Raw genomic sequence first — 17,277 nt, forward strand, 5'->3', positions numbered from 1 at the left:
GCTACCTGTGATGGTGATCGATCCGCACCTGGGCAAGGGGCTCGAGGATGGCAGGCCAGGGATGTGCATTTTGCCCTCTCATCAGTCATTTGCCGGCGAAACGGCTTGCGCTTTCGCTTTCCTCGCGATTGGGCACCAGCGCCTCATAGAGCGCCGAATAATCGCCCTCCCCCAGGCCCATGGCCTCTGCCCGATAGCAGGCCGAGGCGATCGCCTCGCTGAGTCCGGTCTCAAGCCCAAGCGCAGTAGCGGTGCGGGCAAAGAGGGCGATGTCCTTATGCAGGTGCTTGAGCGGGAAATTGGCTGCGCGATAGTCATGGGCCAGATAGTTGGCGAGCTTTTTATCGAACGTCTTGGCATAGAGTGCGCTTGTGCGCAGCAACCTCATGAACTGCTCGGTATCGATCCCCGCGCGGCGCACCAGCCCAAGGCTCAAGGCAAAGGTTGCGGTCAGACCCGCGATCAGCTGGTTCATGGCAAGCTTCAAGACGGCTGCCTGCCCCACGGCCCCAATATGCTGGGGATCTGGACTGAGGTCCAGAAACACGGGTTGCAGACGGGCGAAGAGCTCAGGGTCGCCCCCAGCCATCAAGATCAGCCGCCCCTCGCGCGCCTCGGGGAGACTCCCGAGTACAGGTGCCTCGAGATACCGCCCGCCCGCAGCACTGACCTGCCCGGCCAGGTCGCGGCTTTCGTTTGGACCGATGGTGCCCATCTGGACTAAGACCTTGTCCATAAGTTCAGGCGGTTCGCCATGATCAAAGAGGGTCTCGCGGATCGCTGCGGCGTCGCTGAGCAGCAATAGCGCAAGCTCGCTTGCTGCAACCGCCTCGGCGGGGCTGGAGGCCAATTCCAGGCCGCGTTGTCTTGCGCCCTCGGCGCGCTCAGCCCCGCGGTTCCAGCCGATGACCTTATGACCCTGGCGCTTGAGCCGCAAGGCAACCTCGGCGCCGAGTAAACCCAAACCTAAAACGGCGATCTGCATGGGCGATCTCCCCCAATCGATAGGTGGGTAGGCGTTGCCTGCTCAGGCTTAGGTAGGCAGTGCGTACCCTAGGGTTTACATTGCGTCCTGAGCTCGGCGATGACCGGCGCGGTATCTGGGCGCACCCCGCGCCACAGCCAGAAGGATTCTGCGGCCTGCTCGACCAGCATCCCCAGGCCATCGAGCGAGCGCTCGGCGCCCTGCAGCCTCCCCCAGCGGCAGAATGGTGTCACTTGGTCGCCATAGACCATGTCATAGACCCAGCCGCCTGGGGCGAGGCAATCCTCGGGCAGGGGCGGGAGCTCGCCGGCAAGACCTGCCGAGGTGGCATTGATGATGAGGTCAAAGCGCCTGCCTGCAAGCCCATCAAACCCCATCCCCTCGATCGGCCCGTATGCCGCGCCCAGCCGGGCAAGCTCCAAGGACTTGGAGGGGGTGCGATTGACGACGGTCAGATGCGCCAGGCCCGTCTCGAGCAAGGGTTTGAGCACCCCGCGCGCCGCCCCTCCCGCCCCCACCAGCAGGATTCGTTGATCCCTGAATGTAAATCCGTGGTTCTGACAAAGATCGCGCACCAACCCAATGCCATCGGTGTTATCGCCGCGCAGCTGCCCATCGGGGAGCCGAATGAGGGTATTGAGCGCGCCGGCAACTGCGGCTGCCTCACTGCGCTCATCGACCAGACTGTAGGCCTGTTCCTTGAAGGGCACAGTGACATTGAGCCCGCGCCCCCCTTCGGCAAAGAAACGCCTGACGTCTGCAGCAAAGTCAGTGAGTGAGCCCAATATCCGGTCATACACGATATCCTGGCCCGTCTGACGGGCGAATGCGGCATGGATCAGAGGCGATTTGCTGTGGGCGATCGGGTTGCCGATCACGGCATAGCGATCGGTCATCTCAGCCAAACTCCGCGAAGGTCTGGTCTGGTGGAATGGGGCTCGACCAGAAATAGCCCTGACCCCAATCGCAACCTAAGGCAGCAAGCTGCTCGAGCTGGCGCGGTGTCTCAACCCCCTCGGCGATGACTTCTTTGCCGAGCGAATGGGCCATGGCGATCATGCCTGCAATCAGATTGCGATCATGGACGGTCTCGATCCCGCGCACAAAGTCACGGTCGATCTTGAGACTGTCGATCGGCAACTCGCGCAGATAAGCCATCGAGCTAAAACCGGTCCCGAAATCATCGAGCGAAAGCAGGATCCCAGCGTGGTTCAGGGCCCGCAAGGCCGATTTCACCCCCACGGTCATCCGTAGGAGCATGGATTCAGTGATCTCAATCTCGATGAGCTCGGGCGGGATGTCAGCGGCATGCAAGTCTTTCAGCAATTGAAAGACGAAATCTGTTGACTCCAGATCCGCTGCTGAGACATTAATTGCCAACCGCACCTCGCCGCCCCCTTGGTTGAACCGCTGGGACAGCAACCGGATGGCAATGCGGAACACGGCCTTGGTGACTGCTTGGATCAGACCATTGCGCTCAGCCGCCGGGATAAAATCGCCTGGCATGATCAGGGTCCCGTCTTCGCTGCGCCAGCGCGCCAGGACCTCAAAGCGCGGGAGGTGAGTCTTGGCGCAGATGGGGAGCTGGGGCTGAAGCAGGATCTCGATCGCATCCAAGGGCGAGCGTCTCAATACCGCGCGGTCGATCTCGAGGCGCTTTAACGCCTGGGCCTCGAGCTCGCTGTTGAAATAGGCGACGCGGTTGCGCCCTGCCTCCTTGGCGCGATAGAGCGCCAGATCGGCCTTTTTCAACAGCTCGCTGGGGTCTGAATCCGGGTCGCCGATCGCCAATCCCAAGGAGCTGGTGACGCTGAAGGTGTCATCGCCCACCAAGAATGGTTGGCGCATCGCCTCGACGATCTGCTCGACCTGGCTAAAAGCGGTGTCGGCATCGGGAAACAAGAGGGCAAACTCATCGCCTCCCAAACGGGCAACCATGGCCGATTGGGGCAGGGTCTTGGAGATACGCCGGGCCGCAGCACAGAGCAACAGATCCCCCTTGTCGTGCCCGAGCGTGTCATTAATCATCTTGAAATGATCGATGTCCATGAGCGCTACCCCAAAGGATCGTCCAGTATGCCGGCTCTGTTCGAGCAGATCGACGAGCGCCTCGCGGAAATGGGCGCGGTTGGGCAGACCGGTGAGCGCATCGTGCAGGGCCCGATAACGCATCTCCTCGCGCGAGCGTTGCAATTGATCACGCTGCTGGGCCAGGGAGAGGGCCAAACGTTCGTAATGGGCGGCATTGGCGACGATGACTTTCTGGATGAGACCCTTGAGAGCGTGCGCCGTTGCCAGGGCCACCAATGACCAGGGCAGCGAATGATGGGTGCGTTCCTCGCACCAGACGCGAAACTCACGGATCGGCCAGCCGAGGGGTCGCACGCTATCCTCGTCCGCAAAGGGCAAAGAGGCCGGATCAGCCCCCCAATTGACTGTATAACGTACCCGCCGCCGCCCGAAGACCAGGATATCTTCGCGCTGCTCATCGATGAAGATCGCCAGGACCCCAGCGAGCCGTTCGGGATAGGCAGCAGCGGGCTCGAAGTCCCCGGACAGGCAATCTGTATCCCACAGCGGATCAGGCCGGGTCTGCAAAAACGCCAAAAACGCCCGGGTCTCTTCAGGACTGAGAGGAAGTCCCTGGCTAATGAAGACCGCCTGCTGGCGGTGAAAGATCTGGACCATGTCGGCGTCAACCAGCTCGCAGAGCTGCTGTTCCTTGCCGATGAAGTTTTCCGGAAAGGGTAGTTTGATATCGACATTGCCGATGATGGCATTGACCCGCGCGATGCCGAGCTGATTGGCTAGATTGTGCTCGCGCTCCTCGAGCAAGGCGATGCGCTCGGAGAGATAGCCTCCGAGCTCGATCAGGCGCTGACGGGCATAGGCGGTGATGGGGTGCGGGGCGCGGTGATGAAAGATCACCAGACCCCACAGCTGCTCATCGCAGACGATCGATAGCGACATCGAGCCGTTCACCTTAAAGCGCTGGAGATAGTTGCGATGGATGGGCGAATGGGCGCGCAGATGGGCGATCCCGATATCGATCTGGTCGGGCGCAAGAGAACGGCTCAAGAGCGGGATATCCGAATGGTCGCGGCTAGGGGCATAGCGCATCGGGGTCTCGCGATAGAGTGCCCGCGCCTGACAAGGGATATCGGTCGCCGGATAGCGTAGACCGAGGATCGATGGCCAAAGCTCTGGCTCGACGCTCTCGGCGATGACGACCCCTGACCAATCGCCATCGAAGCGATAGATGATAACGCGATCGAACCCTGTGAGCTTGCGGAAGGATTCGACCGCGATCTGACAGACCTGCTTGATGTCTGCGCTCGTCCGTAAGCGCTGCTGAAAGGCGCTCAGATCAAAGCGTTGGATGATAAAATCAATCTCCATCTCATCGTAGTGCTCGATCTCCAGCAGCCAGCGCCCGCGCCAAAAGTGCAGACGCACGCTCAGACTCAAGCCGCCCGTGGGGCCCTTGAGCAAAAAGAATGACGGATAGAGCATCGATGACGCATCGGTCGCCAGGGCGGCATGGAGCTCGGGCGCCTCGGACTCGGCAAAGAGTTCGCTCAATGGCCGATCGAGAAGCTCCTCGGGGGCGCGCTCGAGATACATCTCGGTATTGGCGCTACAGGCCAGGATGGTGTGGGTCGCCGGATCGACCACCAGCAAACAACCAAAGGACTGGATCGCACCGCAGGTGCTGATCGGCTCGCGGTCACATTGCGAGAAATCAAACGAGATCGCCTTGACCATCCCCTCGCAAAACTTGCCCAAGATCAGCTCACGCGCCGCGCCCTCGTTGCGCGGCGGTAGGAACTGCAAAGGCTGGATCAAGATCCAGTATTCATCCGGGCGCTCCGAGTCGCGCATATGGATGCGCACCTGCACCGGCTGCATATCGAAGTCAAAGACGAAATCGAAGGTGGTCTGTAGATGTCCGGTAAGCACCCCGCGCTTAAACCGCCCATAAAACTCAGGGACCACGGTGCAAGGTGCCACCTCGGAAAAGAAATTGCGCCCCAAGACCTGCTCGACCTGGCGATTGGCGAACTCGAGCTGATAGCGGCTGTAGAACAGGATCCTGCCCTCCCGATCCACGCGGATCGCACCATAGGGGAGTCTCTCGAGCTCTTCCTCGCTGAGTTTATCCAGATCCTGGGGGATATGGATGTCGATGAATTCTTTGAGATCTCTCATCATCATGTGCCTCGGGCAGAGATCCTTGCTACTCCTCCCAATCGGCGAGTTTACCGAGTTCGGAGCGAGGGATCTCAAACCCCACGCGAATCGAGCGCGGGCGCTCATGTGGCAGGAGACGCCCCGTCAACCAGCGATGCAAGCGATTCGGCAGTCCTTGGAGATCCTGGCAGGCGTTGGTGGGCACGACGAAGGCCTTGAGCTGCGGATCTGCCCCGGTGCCGGTGGGGCGAACTACGGCCTCGGCAACCTCAGGATGTTCGCGCAGACAGGCGGCGATCCGCTCTGGATAGACATTGATCCCGGCGACCTGGACAGCCCCATCGCGCCGGCCCAGGACCTGAAACTGCCGCTCGCCTGTCCAGAGCACGCGATCGGGCAAAGGCCAAAAGCAGGGTGGGCCGGCGGTCTGTGGGCGCTGGAGATGCTCGGGCGAACCAGGGACGCGCGTCCAATGCGGCAACAGGCAAAAAGGATCATCCGCACCTTCGCGCCAGCCAATGCCGGCGGTCTCGGAAGAGCCATAGACCTCGATGATTCGGGCGCAGCCCAATTCAGCGAGTGCCTGCCAGACCTCGGGCGGACAGGGACTGGTCGAGGTGACGGCGACGACATCCTCCCCCACCTGCAAGGGGATGCGGCTGGCAAGCGCGAAAAAGGCCGGATAACCAACCACCAGGTCACCCGGGCAGGTCTGGCGCAAGACCGCACTGGGTAAGATCCGGCGGGCATCCAGGACCGGAATGCCGAGGCGGGCGGGCAGCATCCAGCCGAATAGAAAGCCATAGATGTGATGACAGGGGACAACGCGCAGGATACGGCGGCGGTCGGCAAACAACCCGGCGAAGAACTCGATCTCCTGTTCCAGGAGCGCTAGGGCATGGAGACAGAGCTTGGGCTGGCCGGTCGAACCCGAGGTCAAAAAGCCGATCGTCTCATCGCACGTGCGCCGGCTTGCCAGCACGGTCTTGACCCAATCGGCGAGGCGCCGGCGCTCCATGAGCATGCTGTCATGCCCCGTCTCATCGAGCCGGAACTGCACGGCGACCGTGGTGGCCAGATCGATGAAGGCCAGCGAGCTTAGGCCCAAGGCGTCCAAATCGAGATCCGAAGCCGATAGAGCGACGGCGTCTGCGGTCAGCGGTTGCAAACGCGCGAGCTCCGCCTGGATGAGATCGGCGAGCAGCAACCGCACCCTGTCCTGGGTCCACCAGGGCTTACAGGCGAGATCGACGGGATCTTGTGTCACTCGGCCAGCCAGCGCGCTACATACGGCGCATAATAGGTCAGGATGGCATCGGCGCCGGCGCGTTTCATCGAGATCATCGCCTCCAAAACCACCGCCTTTTCATTGAGCCAGCCGTTTTGACTAGCCGCCTTGAGCATGGCGTATTCGCCGCTAACGTGATAGACACAGGTTGGGACCCCGAATTGATCCTTGACCCGGCGCACGATGTCCAGATACGGCATCCCCGGCTTGATCATGACCATATCGGCGCCCTCGGCCAGATCGAGCGCCACTTCATGGATGGACTCCTCGGCATTGGCCGGGTCCATCTGATAGGTGTATTTATTACCCGAGCCCAGATTGGCCGCTGAACCGACCGCGTCGCGGAAGGGGCCATAGTAGCTTGAGGCATACTTGGCCGAATAGGCGAGGATACGGGTATGGATATGTCCCGCCGCCTCGAGCGCCGCGCGGATCGCCCCGATACGCCCGTCCATCATGTCCGAGGGGGCAACGATATCAGCGCCTGCCTCGGCGTGCGAGATTGCCTGGCGCACCAAGACATCGACTGTCTCGTCATTGAGAACATAACCCGCATCATCGATCAGCCCATCCTGACCGTGGGTGGTGAAGGGATCGAGCGCCACATCGGTGATGATCCCCAGCTCAGGCACCGCGTTTTTGATCGCTCGTACCGCCCGCTGTGCCAGGCCATCAGGGTTGTATGCCTCGCGGGCATCGAGCGACTTGGCCTCCATCGGGATCACCGGAAAGAGCGCCATCGCCGGAATCCCCAACCGCTGCGCCTCGCGCGCCGCCTCCACCAAAAGATCGATGCTCAGGCGCTCCACCCCCGGCATCGAGGGCACGGCCTCGCGCTGCCCCTTGCCCTCGAGGACAAAAATCGGCCAGATCAGATCGTCCGGCGTCAGTACGGTCTCGCGCATCAGCCGGCGCGAGAAATCATCGCGCCGCATCCGGCGCATACGGGTCACTGGATAGGCACCGCGGGGGGTATCGAACTGGATCATGGGTCACCTCGAATGCTCGCTCGCTTGGGTTCATCCCAGCGCTGTTTCAGGGGCATAAAATAGCCCAAAGCCGCGCTGGATCTCCAGCCATACCCTTTAAGACCTCGTTCAACCCTAGGCCAGCAGGATCAAGATGCCAACCCAGTCTTTGCCCCTGATCTTCGATACGCACTATGAATCCTTTCAAGAACAGGTCATCGCCATCTCGCACCAACAGCCGATCCTGGTTGACTTCTGGGCCGACTGGTGCGGGCCTTGCCATGCCCTGGCGCCGCATCTCGAACGGGTGATCGGGGATCACGCAGGACAGATCCGCTTGGCCAGGGTCGAGGTCGATGAAGGCGAAAACATGCGCCTGGCTGGGCATTACCGCGTGCGCGGTTTTCCGACGGTGATCCTGTTTCAAGATGGTTTAGAACGCGGGCGCTTCAGCGGCGCGCGCTCGCATCTCCAGATCAACCACTGGCTCAAGGAGCATCTCGTCCTCAAATGACCGCGACCGAGGCCAGGAGAAACTCTGAAAGACCCTTGACCGTCATGCCGGCGAAGGCCGGAATTTAATCCTGAAAAATCAGTAAGATAACGAGATGGCGGATGCGTTGCCCGGAATCGACCAGCCCTTCCCAAGAGTCCTCTACGGAGCCAACCCTAGCATTACAAACTGTGCGTGATAGTGGATAATTTTCCACATAGAAAGCACGATGATGCGCACAGGCAAGGCGGCGAAGCGGCTTGGCGTCTCGGACAAGACCATTTGCCTGCCCAAGAGCGGTGAGGTCGCCATGACCGAGGCGTTGTGCTTCGATGGCAAGATTCTTGGTGCGACCGTTTCGCGTACTGCGGACGCTGGTTCGTCGCCATTCAGGTTGAAGTGGCCGATGCTGCGTTCTATCGCAGGCGCATGAAACGACTGGTGTTGACCTGGGCGTTGAGGCGGCGGCCAGGCTTTCCAATGGCGAGTCTGTTGAATCTCCTCTGCGCTTCGTCGTCTCAGGATTCGAGGCAGACGCCTTTCCTGCAAGGTTGAGGCGGCCAAGGTCGGGGCTGGGTTTGCGCCAAGGGCCGGACTGGCAAAAGGCACGAGGCTTCCGATCTTGAAGAATCGAAGGAAATCCTCTGCGATGTTGGCAAGGCTGCACGCACGCATTGCCAATGTCCGAGCGGACTTCACACATAAGCTCACGACCCGGCTCTGCCGCGAAAACCAAGGGGTGGTGATTGAGGATTTGAACGTCAAGGGCATGCTGGCGAACGAACGGCTTGCCCGCGCCATCAGCGACCTGGGCTTTGGCATGTTCTGCTTGCAGATGGAATACAAGGGGAAATGCTACGGCGTCTGGTTGGTTTTAGCTGATCGCTGGGATCCGAGCAGCCGCCTGTGTTCGGTCTGTGGTTGGGAGAATGAGATGTTGGCGTTGAAGGATCGGGAATGGACGTGTCCTCAATGCGGCACGCGCCATGATCGGGACATCAATGCCGCGCTCAATCTCAAACGGCTGGCAACCGCAACTGCCCTACCCGTGGCGAGTCCGTCCGGTAACGGCGGAGCTACAGCAGAGAGGGTCTCTGCCGTAGTCGGGAAAGTCACGCCTGTCAGAGACGAATGCGCTCCGCATTCGGGGCAGGAAGAGCACAGTGCGCCTGTTTGCGCACTTTACTTGAGAGCAGTTGCTATGAATCATATCGACCGCCTGTTGCACCGCCTTCGTCGTCTAGGCATCTGGGCGATTGCCATCTGGCTCGGGGGCAGCGGGCCTGTTCAGGCCCTGGCCCCTCTGATCGCCGCTGGCGAGCTCATAGGGGTCTCTGGACTGGAGATCGAAGGGCGGCGCTATGAGATCCGCTTCGCCGACGGCAGCTTCAATGCCCTTTATCCAGAGGGCTTCAGTGGCTATGGATCCTTGGCGCGCGCCGCCGCTGAGTCATTGCGCGCCGCAGGCAATGCCCTTACAGGCACGCCGCCCGCAGGCCGGTTACAGCTTGCCGGCTGCCGCTCGGCCCAATCCTGCACCATCTTGATCCCCGAGCGCTCCGCAGGCACTGTCCCGCAAGCACACCTAAGCCATGCGGTCGAGGCCATCTATGCCGGCGACCTGGTGCGTTCGGTACCCGCCGAGCTTTGGCCCTTCGACGCCGCCACCGATACCGGCGCCATGCCCGACATGCTCTATGCCATCCTGACCCCGACTGGCGAGTGAGTCAAATCATGTGGATGCGCATCCTCGCCATCCTTCTCATCCTCGGCGGCTGGGCCTTGGGAGGCACCCTGATCGCCTGGTGGCTCCTGCGCTCCGGTTTCGACACCATAACCGCCATCCTGCTCGGCGGGGTGGCGCCGCCCTTTGTGTTCTTCATCCTCAACGCCCTGGTAGGTTCGTCGCGCCGCTCGGACCGCTAGACGGTTCAGGACTGGCGCTGCCGCCCTCGACCTGGAGGCGATAGTCCATCCAAGCAATCCCAGGACAGCCATCTGACTGCGGGGCGAGTTCCAGGCGCTCGATCCACAGCGCCCCGCGACCAAAGCGGGCGATGCGCTCGAGGTCAGCGCCCGTCGCCGGCTACGCCGGGGTGGCGAGCGTCTGCCCAACCTCGGGTGAAAAAACGAAGCGCCGTGGACTCTCAGGTCCAGACTCAGCCTCATAGGGCCTGCTCGCACAAGCGCTCGGGTCTTCCAGGAACTGCCAACCCTCGATCTCGCGGGGATTGGGGGCCCCATGCAGCGGCAGGGTCAGGCGCGCCAGATCGTCATCCCGCCCATCCTCATGCACGGTTAGCAGCCAGCCATTGGTCATCGGCTGCAAACAGACCCGCAGCCTCCCCGCGAATCGATGACAGCGCGCCGCATCGGCCTGGATGTGGCCCTTAAAGACCTCGGCAAAGGGGGGATAGTGCAACCGCTGGCGAAAGGTCTCCCAAGGCCAGCGTTGTAGCGCATCGCGGTCGATGGCCCCGATGACCTCGCTGTTTTCGACCTTCAGCCAATAGGCGCCGCAATGCGACAGGGCCCAGCCATTGCCCGGCTTGGCACCCACACCATTGAGCGCCATCACCCACTCGCTGCCCGGCATAAAGGGATCCACCGGCGGACGGCAATGCATACCGTCGCCCATCTGCACCACAAGGCCGCTATCAAGCATCCCGCCGCGCAACACCTCGAGGACCTGGACCTCGATCGCCGGGGCTGGCTGGGTGCGTTGCCGCAGCACCCGGGCATGGATCACTAGGGGGACGCCTAGGGTGGCGACCGCAAGAAAAGGCCCGCCCCAGGCGCAGGAGCAAGCGGCTAGCGGCATCGGCAGACATACAGCCGCAAGACCCGCTGCAGCGAACAACCATCGCCAACTGTTCAGCCCCATTACCTCGCTCCTACCCATTGGCTCGGCCTAGACCGATAGCTCACATCCGGCCGCTGGCCGATTTCCAGGCGGTTTTCGGCGTTATCCGGGGTGCTGGTCTTAATCGAGCGTAGGCAGCAGGGAAGCGGCGGTTGACGTATGATCGGGCCAAGCCAACCAGAGATCCTTTAGCAGCACTGTGATCACCGATCGAGAGCATCAGCGCCTGCTTGCCCAGTTTGGCTTTCTTGCGGCCAGTCCACCTGATTTCCAAGCCGAGTTTTTCAGCCGCGCCCAGCGGGTCCAGGTGCACGCTGGACAGCCGATCTGTCGGGCTGGCACCCAGTGCACGCATCTACCCTTGGTAGTCGAGGGGCGGGCCCGGGTGTATCAGATCGGCGAGAATGGACGCGAGATTACGCTCTATCGAGTCAAGGCCGGTGAATGCTGTGTCTTGACTGCCTCCTGTCTGCTCAGCGCCCGGCCCTTTCCAGCCTTTGTGGTGTGCGAGGAACCGATCGAGGCCCTGGTGATACAGCCTGGGGATGCCCGCCGCTGGCTAGGGAGCTGCGAGCCCTGGCGCCAGTATCTGTTCGGGCTGATCATGCACCGGCTCATCGAGGTCTTCGGGGTACTCGATGCGGTGTTGTTCCAACGCCTCGACCAGCGGTTGATCGCCTATCTCTTGGCCCAGGCCGAACGTCTAGGGGCATCCGCGATCCCCATCACCCATCAAACGCTCGCCTCTGAGCTCGGGTCTTCACGCGAGGTCATCAGCCGGTTGCTGAAGGGACTCGAGGATCGAGGGTTGCTCAAGGCGCGGCGCGGTCAGGTCGAGCTGGTCGATCCACACCGGCTGCGCGACCGTCTCCAGGATCCCCCTGATTAGGTGACAAAGTCACCGACTAAAGCTGTCGGATTTAGTAGGGTATGCCCGGGTTTCAACATAATCGGAGGTTTGATCATGGACAATATTGGTACCCTCGACCGTTTCATTCGGGCAGCCCTGGGGCTTGCACTCGCCATCTGGGGGATTGCCACCGAAAACTGGTTCGGCGCACTAGCTGTGATCCCGCTAGGGACCGCCTTGGTCGGCTGGTGCCCGCTGTATGCACGGTTGGGTCTGTGCACCAGACCGCGTGAATCATGTTCATAAAAACCATCTGGATGCCGGCCGGTCCGGCACTCTATAACCCCTTGCCTGCTGGAATCCATTCTCTATGGAAAACGCACCGCAAACCCTTCCCCGCCTCGCCTATTTTCCGGTCTCGTTTTTTGCGATGGTCATGGGACTCTCTGGACTGACCATCGGTTGGGAGCGGCTCCAGGCGCTGTTGCAGCTTGATCTGGGGTTGACCCCTTGGCTCTTGGGCATCACTGGATTCATCTTTGGGCTGTTGCTCTTTATCTATGCCCTCAAGATCCTGCTGTATCGCGCCGAGGTGGTGCGCGAACTGCATCATCCCATCCGCCTCAGCTTCTTCCCAACGATCTCGATTAGCCTGTTGCTCTTGGCGGTCGCCACCCTGCCGGTCTCGCATGCCTTAAGCAAACCGCTTTGGATCGCCGGCGCCAGCCTGCATCTGTTGTTCACGCTCTATATCCTGAGCGTGTGGATCCACCATGAGCATTTCCAGATCCATCATCTCAATCCAGCCTGGTTCATCCCCGCGGTCGGGAATGTGGTAGTGCCGATCGCCGGTGTTCCCCTAGGCCATCTGGAGATCTCCTGGTTCTTTTTCAGCATCGGGATGTTGTTTTGGCTGATCCTGTTGGTGATCGTCTTTAATCGAATACTCTTTCATCACCCGCTCGATGCACATCTGATGCCGACGCTCTTTATTTTGATCGCACCGCCAGCAGTGGGGTTTATCTCTTATCTGAAGCTGGTGGGGTCACTCGATAGCTTCGGGCGCATCTTATATTTCGCCGGTCTGTTTCTGACGATCCTGCTCTTTACACAGATTCGCCGTTTTATAGGATTGAGGTTCTTTTTGTCCTGGTGGGCCTATTCGTTTCCGCTCGCGGCGATCGGGATCGCGAGCCTCAGCCTGTTCCACGCCAGCCACCAGACAATCTATCTCCAGCTCGGATCGGGGTTGGTGATGCTGTTGAGCGGGGTGATCCTGATCTTGTTGATCCAGACAGCGCAGGCCGTTGGCCGCCAAGCGATCTGCGTCCCCGACCAGGGTCCAGGCGCCCATGCCCATCATCCACCTGCGGCACCTGGACGGGTCACCCCTTGGCTGATTGTCGCTGGGCTGGCCCTGCTGTTTGCGGCAGGTGTGTGGTTAGCCATCCAGTTTGCGCCTACCGGTGCCGCCTGAGGGGATTCGGGCAGACCGGTTTTCCAATATTGTGCTGCATGCCCGTTAGCCGGGCGGATGGATGGCGCGCAAGGCGCTGCGGATGATGTCTTCGGTAGTCTTGCCGTCAGCAGCAGAGGCGCGCGCCATCCGCTGGGCATCCGCTGGGCGAAACCCCAGGGCGATCAGGGCGCTGATGGCATCGACCAGCGCCGGGTTGTCGCCGCCCTCTGCATGCCTCAACGCGGATACCTGGGCGTCGGCCAACACCGCCGCCGGACTCGCCAGGCCATCCAGCCGATCGCGCAACTCAAGGACCAGACGCTCGGCGGTCTTTTTGCCGATCCCCGGCAGCCTGATGAGGGCGGCGATGTCCTCTTGTTCAACACACTGGACGAAGCGCGCTGTGTCCATCCCCGAGAGGATCGCCAGCGCCATGCGCGCCCCGACCCCCGTGACCTTGAGGAGGGCGCGAAACAAGGCCCGCTCCCGTTCATGGAGAAAGCCATAGAGCATCCAGGCGTCTTCGCGAACCATGAGGTGGGTGATAAGGGTCACGGTCTCACCGACGGCAGGCAGTTCGTAAAAGGTGGACATGGGCGCCTCGAGCTCATAGCCCACCCCGCCGACATCGATCAGAAGCTGCGGTGGGTGTTTGGCGAGGATCTGCCCGCGCAACCGCCCGATCATCCGAGCCTCCAATCGCGCCAGGAAGCGGCAGCCCGCTTGCGGGCGGGGATGCCCATCGAATGGGCGTGACACAGCGCGATCGCTAGGGCGTCAGCCTCATCCTCGCTTGGCTCGACATCGAGCTGCAACAACACCCGAACCATGTGCTGAACCTGGGGTTTTTCGGCGTTTCCTGAGCCGACCACCGCGAGCTTGATTGACTTGGGGCTGTATTCATGCACGATCACCCCACCCTTGAGTCCGGCGCACAACACTGCCCCACGCGCCTGACCGATCTTGAGCGCCGCCTTGGGATCGCGGGCGAAGATCAACTGCTCGACGGCCATCTCATGCGGACGGTATTCGGCGACCAGGGCGAGGACCCGGTCGAAGATCAGGCCTAGACGCTCGGGCCAGGGATGATCGCCGACCCGAATACAGCCGCTGGCGACATGGATACTCTTGAGCCCATCGCTGTCGATGATCCCAAAGCCCGTATTACGCGACCCCGGGTCGATCCCCAGGATGCGGTGGCGCAGGACCCGAGGCTCAGGCATCGAGCACAGCCATGATCTCGTCTGAGACGTCGGCGTTGTGATAGACGTCCTGGACGTCGTCTAGGTCTTCCAAGACATCGATCAGCTTCAGCAACCGCTCGGCGGTCTCGGCATCGAGCTCGACCTGGGTTGCGGCATTAAAGCTGATCTCGGCCATCTGGGTATCAAAGCCGGCCTGAGTGAGCGCCTCCTTGACCGCACTGAAACCCTCGGGTGTGGTGATCACATCGATCGAGCCATCGTCATTGACCACCACATCCTCGGCGCCGGCCTCGATCGCGACCTCCATCACCTTCTCTTCGTCGACCCCGGGCTGAAAACTGATGGTGCCCTGCTTGGTGAAGAGATAGCTCACCGAACCTGCGGTCCCCAGATTGCCGCCGTATTTGGTGAAGGCATGCCGGACCTCAGAGGCAGTGCGGTTGCGATTGTCGGTCATACAATCGACCATGATCGCGACCCCCCCGGGTCCATAGCCCTCATAGCGGATCTCTTCGTAGTCTTCGCCCTCCATACCGCCCGAGCCGCGCTTGATGGCGCGCTCGATGGTATCGCGTGGCATGTTGGCATCGAACGCCTTGTCCATCGCCAGCCGCAGCCGGGGATTGGCCGAGGGATCGCCGCCGCCGGTACGCGCCGCGACCGTGATCTCGCGGATCAGTTTGGTCCAGATCTTGCCGCGCTTTTGATCCTGCGCGGCCTTGCGATGCTTGATGTTGGCCCATTTACTATGACCAGCCATGCTCTCTCCCCAATCGTCAAACCTGCCCCAGAGGGGCTCTCATGAGCATCGGAGAATGGTACATGCCAAGCGGCATCCGCGCCAAACTGTCGCCCAGTTCCCTTCTGTAGGGTCATCCATTCAGCCATTTAGCAGATTGGCTTCGTCTCAAACCGGATCGATCGAATGCTATTCGTTTAAAATTTGACTTCTTTCAGGAACCAGGCGAGACAGTCACCATGTATGTCACACCCGAGACCGGCGACGGTTGGATCACCCAGGTCGTCGCCCGCGATGCCGAGGGTTTTGTCATCGACGCGCGCTTTGTGCTCAAGCCGGACTTTCGCGCCCTGATCGGCGGGCGAGTGCAGGATCTGGTATTCGCGGCGCGCAGCCGGCTGGCGCGGTTGGGGATCAACATCCTGCCGCTCGATGAGCCCCAGCTCAATGGTGAGTCCGCCGATCTGAGGCTCAAGATCATTGCGGCCATCGCCTCATTCGGCATCGAGGGCCATCTGGAGCGGATCGTGATCCCAGGGCTGCGGGTCGGGCGTCTGGTCTTTTGCCCTGAGGATAACCGGCTGGATTCATGTGCCATCCATCAGCTCGTCCAAAACAACGGTCTCCAGTTGCCGGCGGGGTTTTCGCTGGCGGGCAATGGCTATCTGATCCTGCGCCCGCAACAGCGCATCTATCGCTTCATCAAGCCACTGACCCCTGCGGAGGTAACGGCGATCGCCACCCATGCCGACGGCAAGGATCTGCTCAATCGGCTGCAGGTGCGGGTCGATGTCGAGCACATCGAGCTGCCGCCTCGCGATGGCCTGGTAACGGCCTGTTCGATGTTTTTGCATCGTCACTATGTCGTGCTGCGCAATCTTGATGAATCCTTGGGGGTACATCTCCAGGCCACAGTGCTCGATCCGGTCTCAACCCGCGGGACCAATGTGTATCTGGAGTTCATCAATCGCACCGATCAGCTCATCATCAACCCCAGCGTCGCTGCCACGGTGCATGAGGCCATCCACAGCGAACCCCGACCGCTGTATTGGCATGGCCGAGCCCAGCTCGAGCCGGGCGAGGCGGAGGCCATTGCTGGTTGCCGCAGCCTGGCAGCGATCTTCGACCGTTTGGAATCCGGGCCGGTGCGCGATCGTTATTCGCATCGTATGGCGGCAGTGACCCGCGATCCGGCGGCCCTATTGCAAGGCGCTGATCCTGATCTGCTCTGGACCCATCCCCAGGCGCCGCTCGATCCCCAGGCCGGTCCAGATCTGGCCTCACGCTCATTGGCCGGGGGTCTGCGCCCTACCCATCCCGAATGCGGTACCCAGATCCTCAGCGAACTCCCCGCTGGGGCGCGTGCAACCCTGCTCTTGGGTTATTTCCCGAACCTGATCGAGCATACCCAGATCTGCGCGGCGGCCCTGCAGCATAAGATCCAACGCATCATCTTCCGCCGGGCGTCGTTCGAGCATGGCCAGTTCCTGTCGGCGCGCGATCATGGGCGGTTGGCCGACTATGAGGCGCTAGGGCTCGAGGTCTTTTGGTGCAACGAGGCACGCGGTCATGTGGTGCGCCATGTCTTTCGCGGGCTACGCGCCTATTTCACGACGCCGGACAAGGTCGAGCGCTTCTGCTCTTGCCTGATCTTTGCCATCTATGGCTCGACCAAGCCGCTCGCCGACCCTGCGGTCGAGCAGGTCGAACGCCTGCTCGTCAATCTGCGCGCGCTCTTCGGCAGCGATATCAGCATCCTCACCGGCGGCGGCCCGGGCGCCATGCAGCAGGTCACCGATATCGCGCATCGCCTGGGCTTTTTGGTCGGCTCGAGCTTCATCGAGACGGTGGACCAGAGGCCCAATGAGACCGCCGAGTTCTATCAGACCTTTCAGGCGCGCAGCCGCCAGGCGCGTCAACGCTGGTTCGAGATCGCGAGCTTCCATCTCTTTTTGGTCGGCGGGGTCGGGACGCTCGAAGAGATCGGGCTGACCCTGACCGACATGAAGCTCGGGGTGATCGAGCCTGGTCCCCTGGTCTTTTTCGACAGCTCCGGAGGCGAGTTCTACTGGGAGGGGCTGCGGCAGCAGCTCGCGACCATGAAGCGCGAGGGACGCGCACCTGCCTGGCTGATCGATCAGATCCTGATGACCAGCGATCCCGAGGCCGTGCCGCGTTTCTACAAGCAGGCGCTGCGGCTCGGCTGAGGACGCTGGATGGATGACAGCATCCGGCC

Annotated in this window: 17 protein-coding genes; 8 read left to right on the forward strand and 9 right to left on the reverse strand. The window is 61.4% G+C overall.

Annotated elements, in window-relative coordinates; all coding sequences use genetic code 11:
• Positions 1-85: 85 nt before the first annotated feature.
• The 5 genes from GWK36_RS10615 to hemB all read right to left on the reverse strand — a co-directional run bounded on the left by GWK36_RS10615 (position 86) and on the right by hemB (position 7,453).
• A complete protein-coding gene (locus tag GWK36_RS10615; protein WP_166271112.1) occupies positions 86-985 on the reverse strand; it encodes an NAD(P)-dependent oxidoreductase in 900 nt (299 codons plus the stop codon).
• 68 nt (positions 986-1,053) lie between these two features.
• The gene (aroE, locus tag GWK36_RS10620) at positions 1,054-1,881 is read right to left on the reverse strand and encodes a shikimate dehydrogenase (protein WP_166271113.1); all 828 of its coding nucleotides are present in this window, start codon (positions 1,879-1,881) and stop codon (positions 1,054-1,056) included.
• A 1-nt stretch (position 1,882) separates the two neighbouring features.
• Positions 1,883-5,200 carry an EAL domain-containing protein gene (locus GWK36_RS10625; RefSeq protein WP_246237533.1) on the reverse strand — a complete coding sequence of 1,106 codons (3,318 nt, stop codon included), beginning with the start codon at positions 5,198-5,200 and terminating at the stop codon, positions 1,883-1,885.
• 22 nt (positions 5,201-5,222) lie between these two features.
• Complete coding sequence (locus tag GWK36_RS10630; RefSeq protein WP_166271114.1) at positions 5,223-6,443, reverse strand: AMP-binding protein; 1,221 nt, start codon at positions 6,441-6,443, stop codon at positions 5,223-5,225.
• Positions 6,440-7,453 (reverse strand): porphobilinogen synthase, encoded by a 1,014-nt coding sequence (hemB, locus tag GWK36_RS10635; RefSeq protein WP_166271115.1) that lies wholly within the window; start codon positions 7,451-7,453, stop codon positions 6,440-6,442. The genes GWK36_RS10630 and hemB overlap by 4 nt, the downstream gene beginning before the upstream one ends.
• Before the next feature lie 133 nt (positions 7,454-7,586).
• Here hemB and GWK36_RS10640 point away from each other — a divergent pair, with 133 nt between their 5' ends.
• The 4 genes from GWK36_RS10640 to GWK36_RS10655 all read left to right on the forward strand — a co-directional run bounded on the left by GWK36_RS10640 (position 7,587) and on the right by GWK36_RS10655 (position 9,851).
• Positions 7,587-7,946 carry a thioredoxin family protein gene (locus GWK36_RS10640; protein ID WP_166271116.1) on the forward strand — a complete coding sequence of 120 codons (360 nt, stop codon included), beginning with the start codon at positions 7,587-7,589 and terminating at the stop codon, positions 7,944-7,946.
• 208 nt (positions 7,947-8,154) lie between these two features.
• Entirely contained in the window at positions 8,155-8,358 is a 204-nt protein-coding gene (locus GWK36_RS15055; protein ID WP_210756759.1) for a hypothetical protein, read from the forward strand.
• Positions 8,359-8,448: 90 nt separating this feature from the next.
• Complete coding sequence (locus tag GWK36_RS15060) at positions 8,449-9,651, forward strand: RNA-guided endonuclease InsQ/TnpB family protein (RefSeq protein WP_246237845.1); 1,203 nt, start codon at positions 8,449-8,451, stop codon at positions 9,649-9,651.
• A gap of 8 nt (positions 9,652-9,659) precedes the next feature.
• Positions 9,660-9,851 (forward strand): hypothetical protein, encoded by a 192-nt coding sequence (locus GWK36_RS10655; RefSeq protein ID WP_166271117.1) that lies wholly within the window; start codon positions 9,660-9,662, stop codon positions 9,849-9,851.
• 160 nt (positions 9,852-10,011) lie between these two features.
• Here the strand turns inward: GWK36_RS10655 and GWK36_RS10660 are convergent, their stop codons facing one another.
• The gene (locus GWK36_RS10660; protein ID WP_166271118.1) at positions 10,012-10,809 is read right to left on the reverse strand and encodes a hypothetical protein; all 798 of its coding nucleotides are present in this window, start codon (positions 10,807-10,809) and stop codon (positions 10,012-10,014) included.
• 178 nt (positions 10,810-10,987) lie between these two features.
• On the opposite strand from GWK36_RS10660, the gene GWK36_RS10665 reads away from it, so the two are divergent.
• From GWK36_RS10665 to GWK36_RS10675, 3 genes are all read left to right on the forward strand, one after another.
• Positions 10,988-11,677, forward strand: coding sequence for a Crp/Fnr family transcriptional regulator (locus tag GWK36_RS10665; protein ID WP_166271119.1), 690 nt, complete (start codon positions 10,988-10,990; stop codon positions 11,675-11,677).
• 75 nt (positions 11,678-11,752) lie between these two features.
• Positions 11,753-11,944 (forward strand): YgaP family membrane protein, encoded by a 192-nt coding sequence (locus GWK36_RS10670; RefSeq protein WP_246237534.1) that lies wholly within the window; start codon positions 11,753-11,755, stop codon positions 11,942-11,944.
• A 64-nt stretch (positions 11,945-12,008) separates the two neighbouring features.
• A complete protein-coding gene (locus GWK36_RS10675) occupies positions 12,009-13,115 on the forward strand; it encodes an SLAC1 anion channel family protein (protein ID WP_166271120.1) in 1,107 nt (368 codons plus the stop codon).
• Between the two features lie 45 nt (positions 13,116-13,160).
• Here GWK36_RS10675 and ruvA read toward each other — a convergent pair whose 3' ends face one another.
• From ruvA to GWK36_RS10690, 3 genes are read right to left on the reverse strand one after another with little or no spacing between them, the layout of a single operon-like run.
• The gene (gene ruvA, locus GWK36_RS10680) at positions 13,161-13,784 is read right to left on the reverse strand and encodes a Holliday junction branch migration protein RuvA (protein ID WP_166271121.1); all 624 of its coding nucleotides are present in this window, start codon (positions 13,782-13,784) and stop codon (positions 13,161-13,163) included.
• Positions 13,781-14,320 carry a crossover junction endodeoxyribonuclease RuvC gene (gene ruvC, locus GWK36_RS10685; RefSeq protein WP_166271122.1) on the reverse strand — a complete coding sequence of 180 codons (540 nt, stop codon included), beginning with the start codon at positions 14,318-14,320 and terminating at the stop codon, positions 13,781-13,783. Before ruvC ends, ruvA begins: the two co-directional genes overlap by 4 nt.
• Positions 14,313-15,062, reverse strand: coding sequence for a YebC/PmpR family DNA-binding transcriptional regulator (locus GWK36_RS10690; RefSeq protein WP_166271123.1), 750 nt, complete (start codon positions 15,060-15,062; stop codon positions 14,313-14,315). The genes ruvC and GWK36_RS10690 overlap by 8 nt, the downstream gene beginning before the upstream one ends.
• Before the next feature lie 218 nt (positions 15,063-15,280).
• Between GWK36_RS10690 and GWK36_RS10695 the strand changes: the two genes are divergently transcribed.
• Positions 15,281-17,248 carry an LOG family protein gene (locus GWK36_RS10695; protein ID WP_166271124.1) on the forward strand — a complete coding sequence of 656 codons (1,968 nt, stop codon included), beginning with the start codon at positions 15,281-15,283 and terminating at the stop codon, positions 17,246-17,248.
• Positions 17,249-17,277: the final 29 nt, after the last annotated feature.

Origin of the sequence: Caldichromatium japonicum, assembly GCF_011290485.1 — a bacterium.
GTDB classification, from domain to species: domain Bacteria; phylum Pseudomonadota; class Gammaproteobacteria; order Chromatiales; family Chromatiaceae; genus Thermochromatium; species Thermochromatium japonicum.

What these genes read in the sequence shown, in the direction of transcription:
- GWK36_RS10625 (WP_246237533.1), bottom strand. Translation starts at nt 5,200, where the DNA reads ATGATGATGAGAGATCTCAAAGAATTCATCGACATCCATATCCCCCAG.
- ruvC (WP_166271122.1), bottom strand. Translation starts at nt 14,320, where the DNA reads ATGCCTGAGCCTCGGGTCCTGCGCCACCGCATCCTGGGGATCGACCCG.
- GWK36_RS15055 (WP_210756759.1), top strand. Translation starts at nt 8,155, where the DNA reads ATGATGCGCACAGGCAAGGCGGCGAAGCGGCTTGGCGTCTCGGACAAG.
- GWK36_RS10615 (WP_166271112.1), bottom strand. Translation starts at nt 985, where the DNA reads ATGCAGATCGCCGTTTTAGGTTTGGGTTTACTCGGCGCCGAGGTTGCC.
- GWK36_RS10640 (WP_166271116.1), top strand. Translation starts at nt 7,587, where the DNA reads ATGCCAACCCAGTCTTTGCCCCTGATCTTCGATACGCACTATGAATCC.
- ruvA (WP_166271121.1), bottom strand. Translation starts at nt 13,784, where the DNA reads ATGATCGGGCGGTTGCGCGGGCAGATCCTCGCCAAACACCCACCGCAG.
- GWK36_RS10670 (WP_246237534.1), top strand. Translation starts at nt 11,753, where the DNA reads ATGGACAATATTGGTACCCTCGACCGTTTCATTCGGGCAGCCCTGGGG.
- hemB (WP_166271115.1), bottom strand. Translation starts at nt 7,453, where the DNA reads ATGATCCAGTTCGATACCCCCCGCGGTGCCTATCCAGTGACCCGTATG.
- GWK36_RS10675 (WP_166271120.1), top strand. Translation starts at nt 12,009, where the DNA reads ATGGAAAACGCACCGCAAACCCTTCCCCGCCTCGCCTATTTTCCGGTC.
- GWK36_RS10655 (WP_166271117.1), top strand. Translation starts at nt 9,660, where the DNA reads ATGTGGATGCGCATCCTCGCCATCCTTCTCATCCTCGGCGGCTGGGCC.
- aroE (WP_166271113.1), bottom strand. Translation starts at nt 1,881, where the DNA reads ATGACCGATCGCTATGCCGTGATCGGCAACCCGATCGCCCACAGCAAA.
- GWK36_RS10660 (WP_166271118.1), bottom strand. Translation starts at nt 10,809, where the DNA reads ATGGGGCTGAACAGTTGGCGATGGTTGTTCGCTGCAGCGGGTCTTGCG.
- GWK36_RS10695 (WP_166271124.1), top strand. Translation starts at nt 15,281, where the DNA reads ATGTATGTCACACCCGAGACCGGCGACGGTTGGATCACCCAGGTCGTC.
- GWK36_RS10690 (WP_166271123.1), bottom strand. Translation starts at nt 15,062, where the DNA reads ATGGCTGGTCATAGTAAATGGGCCAACATCAAGCATCGCAAGGCCGCG.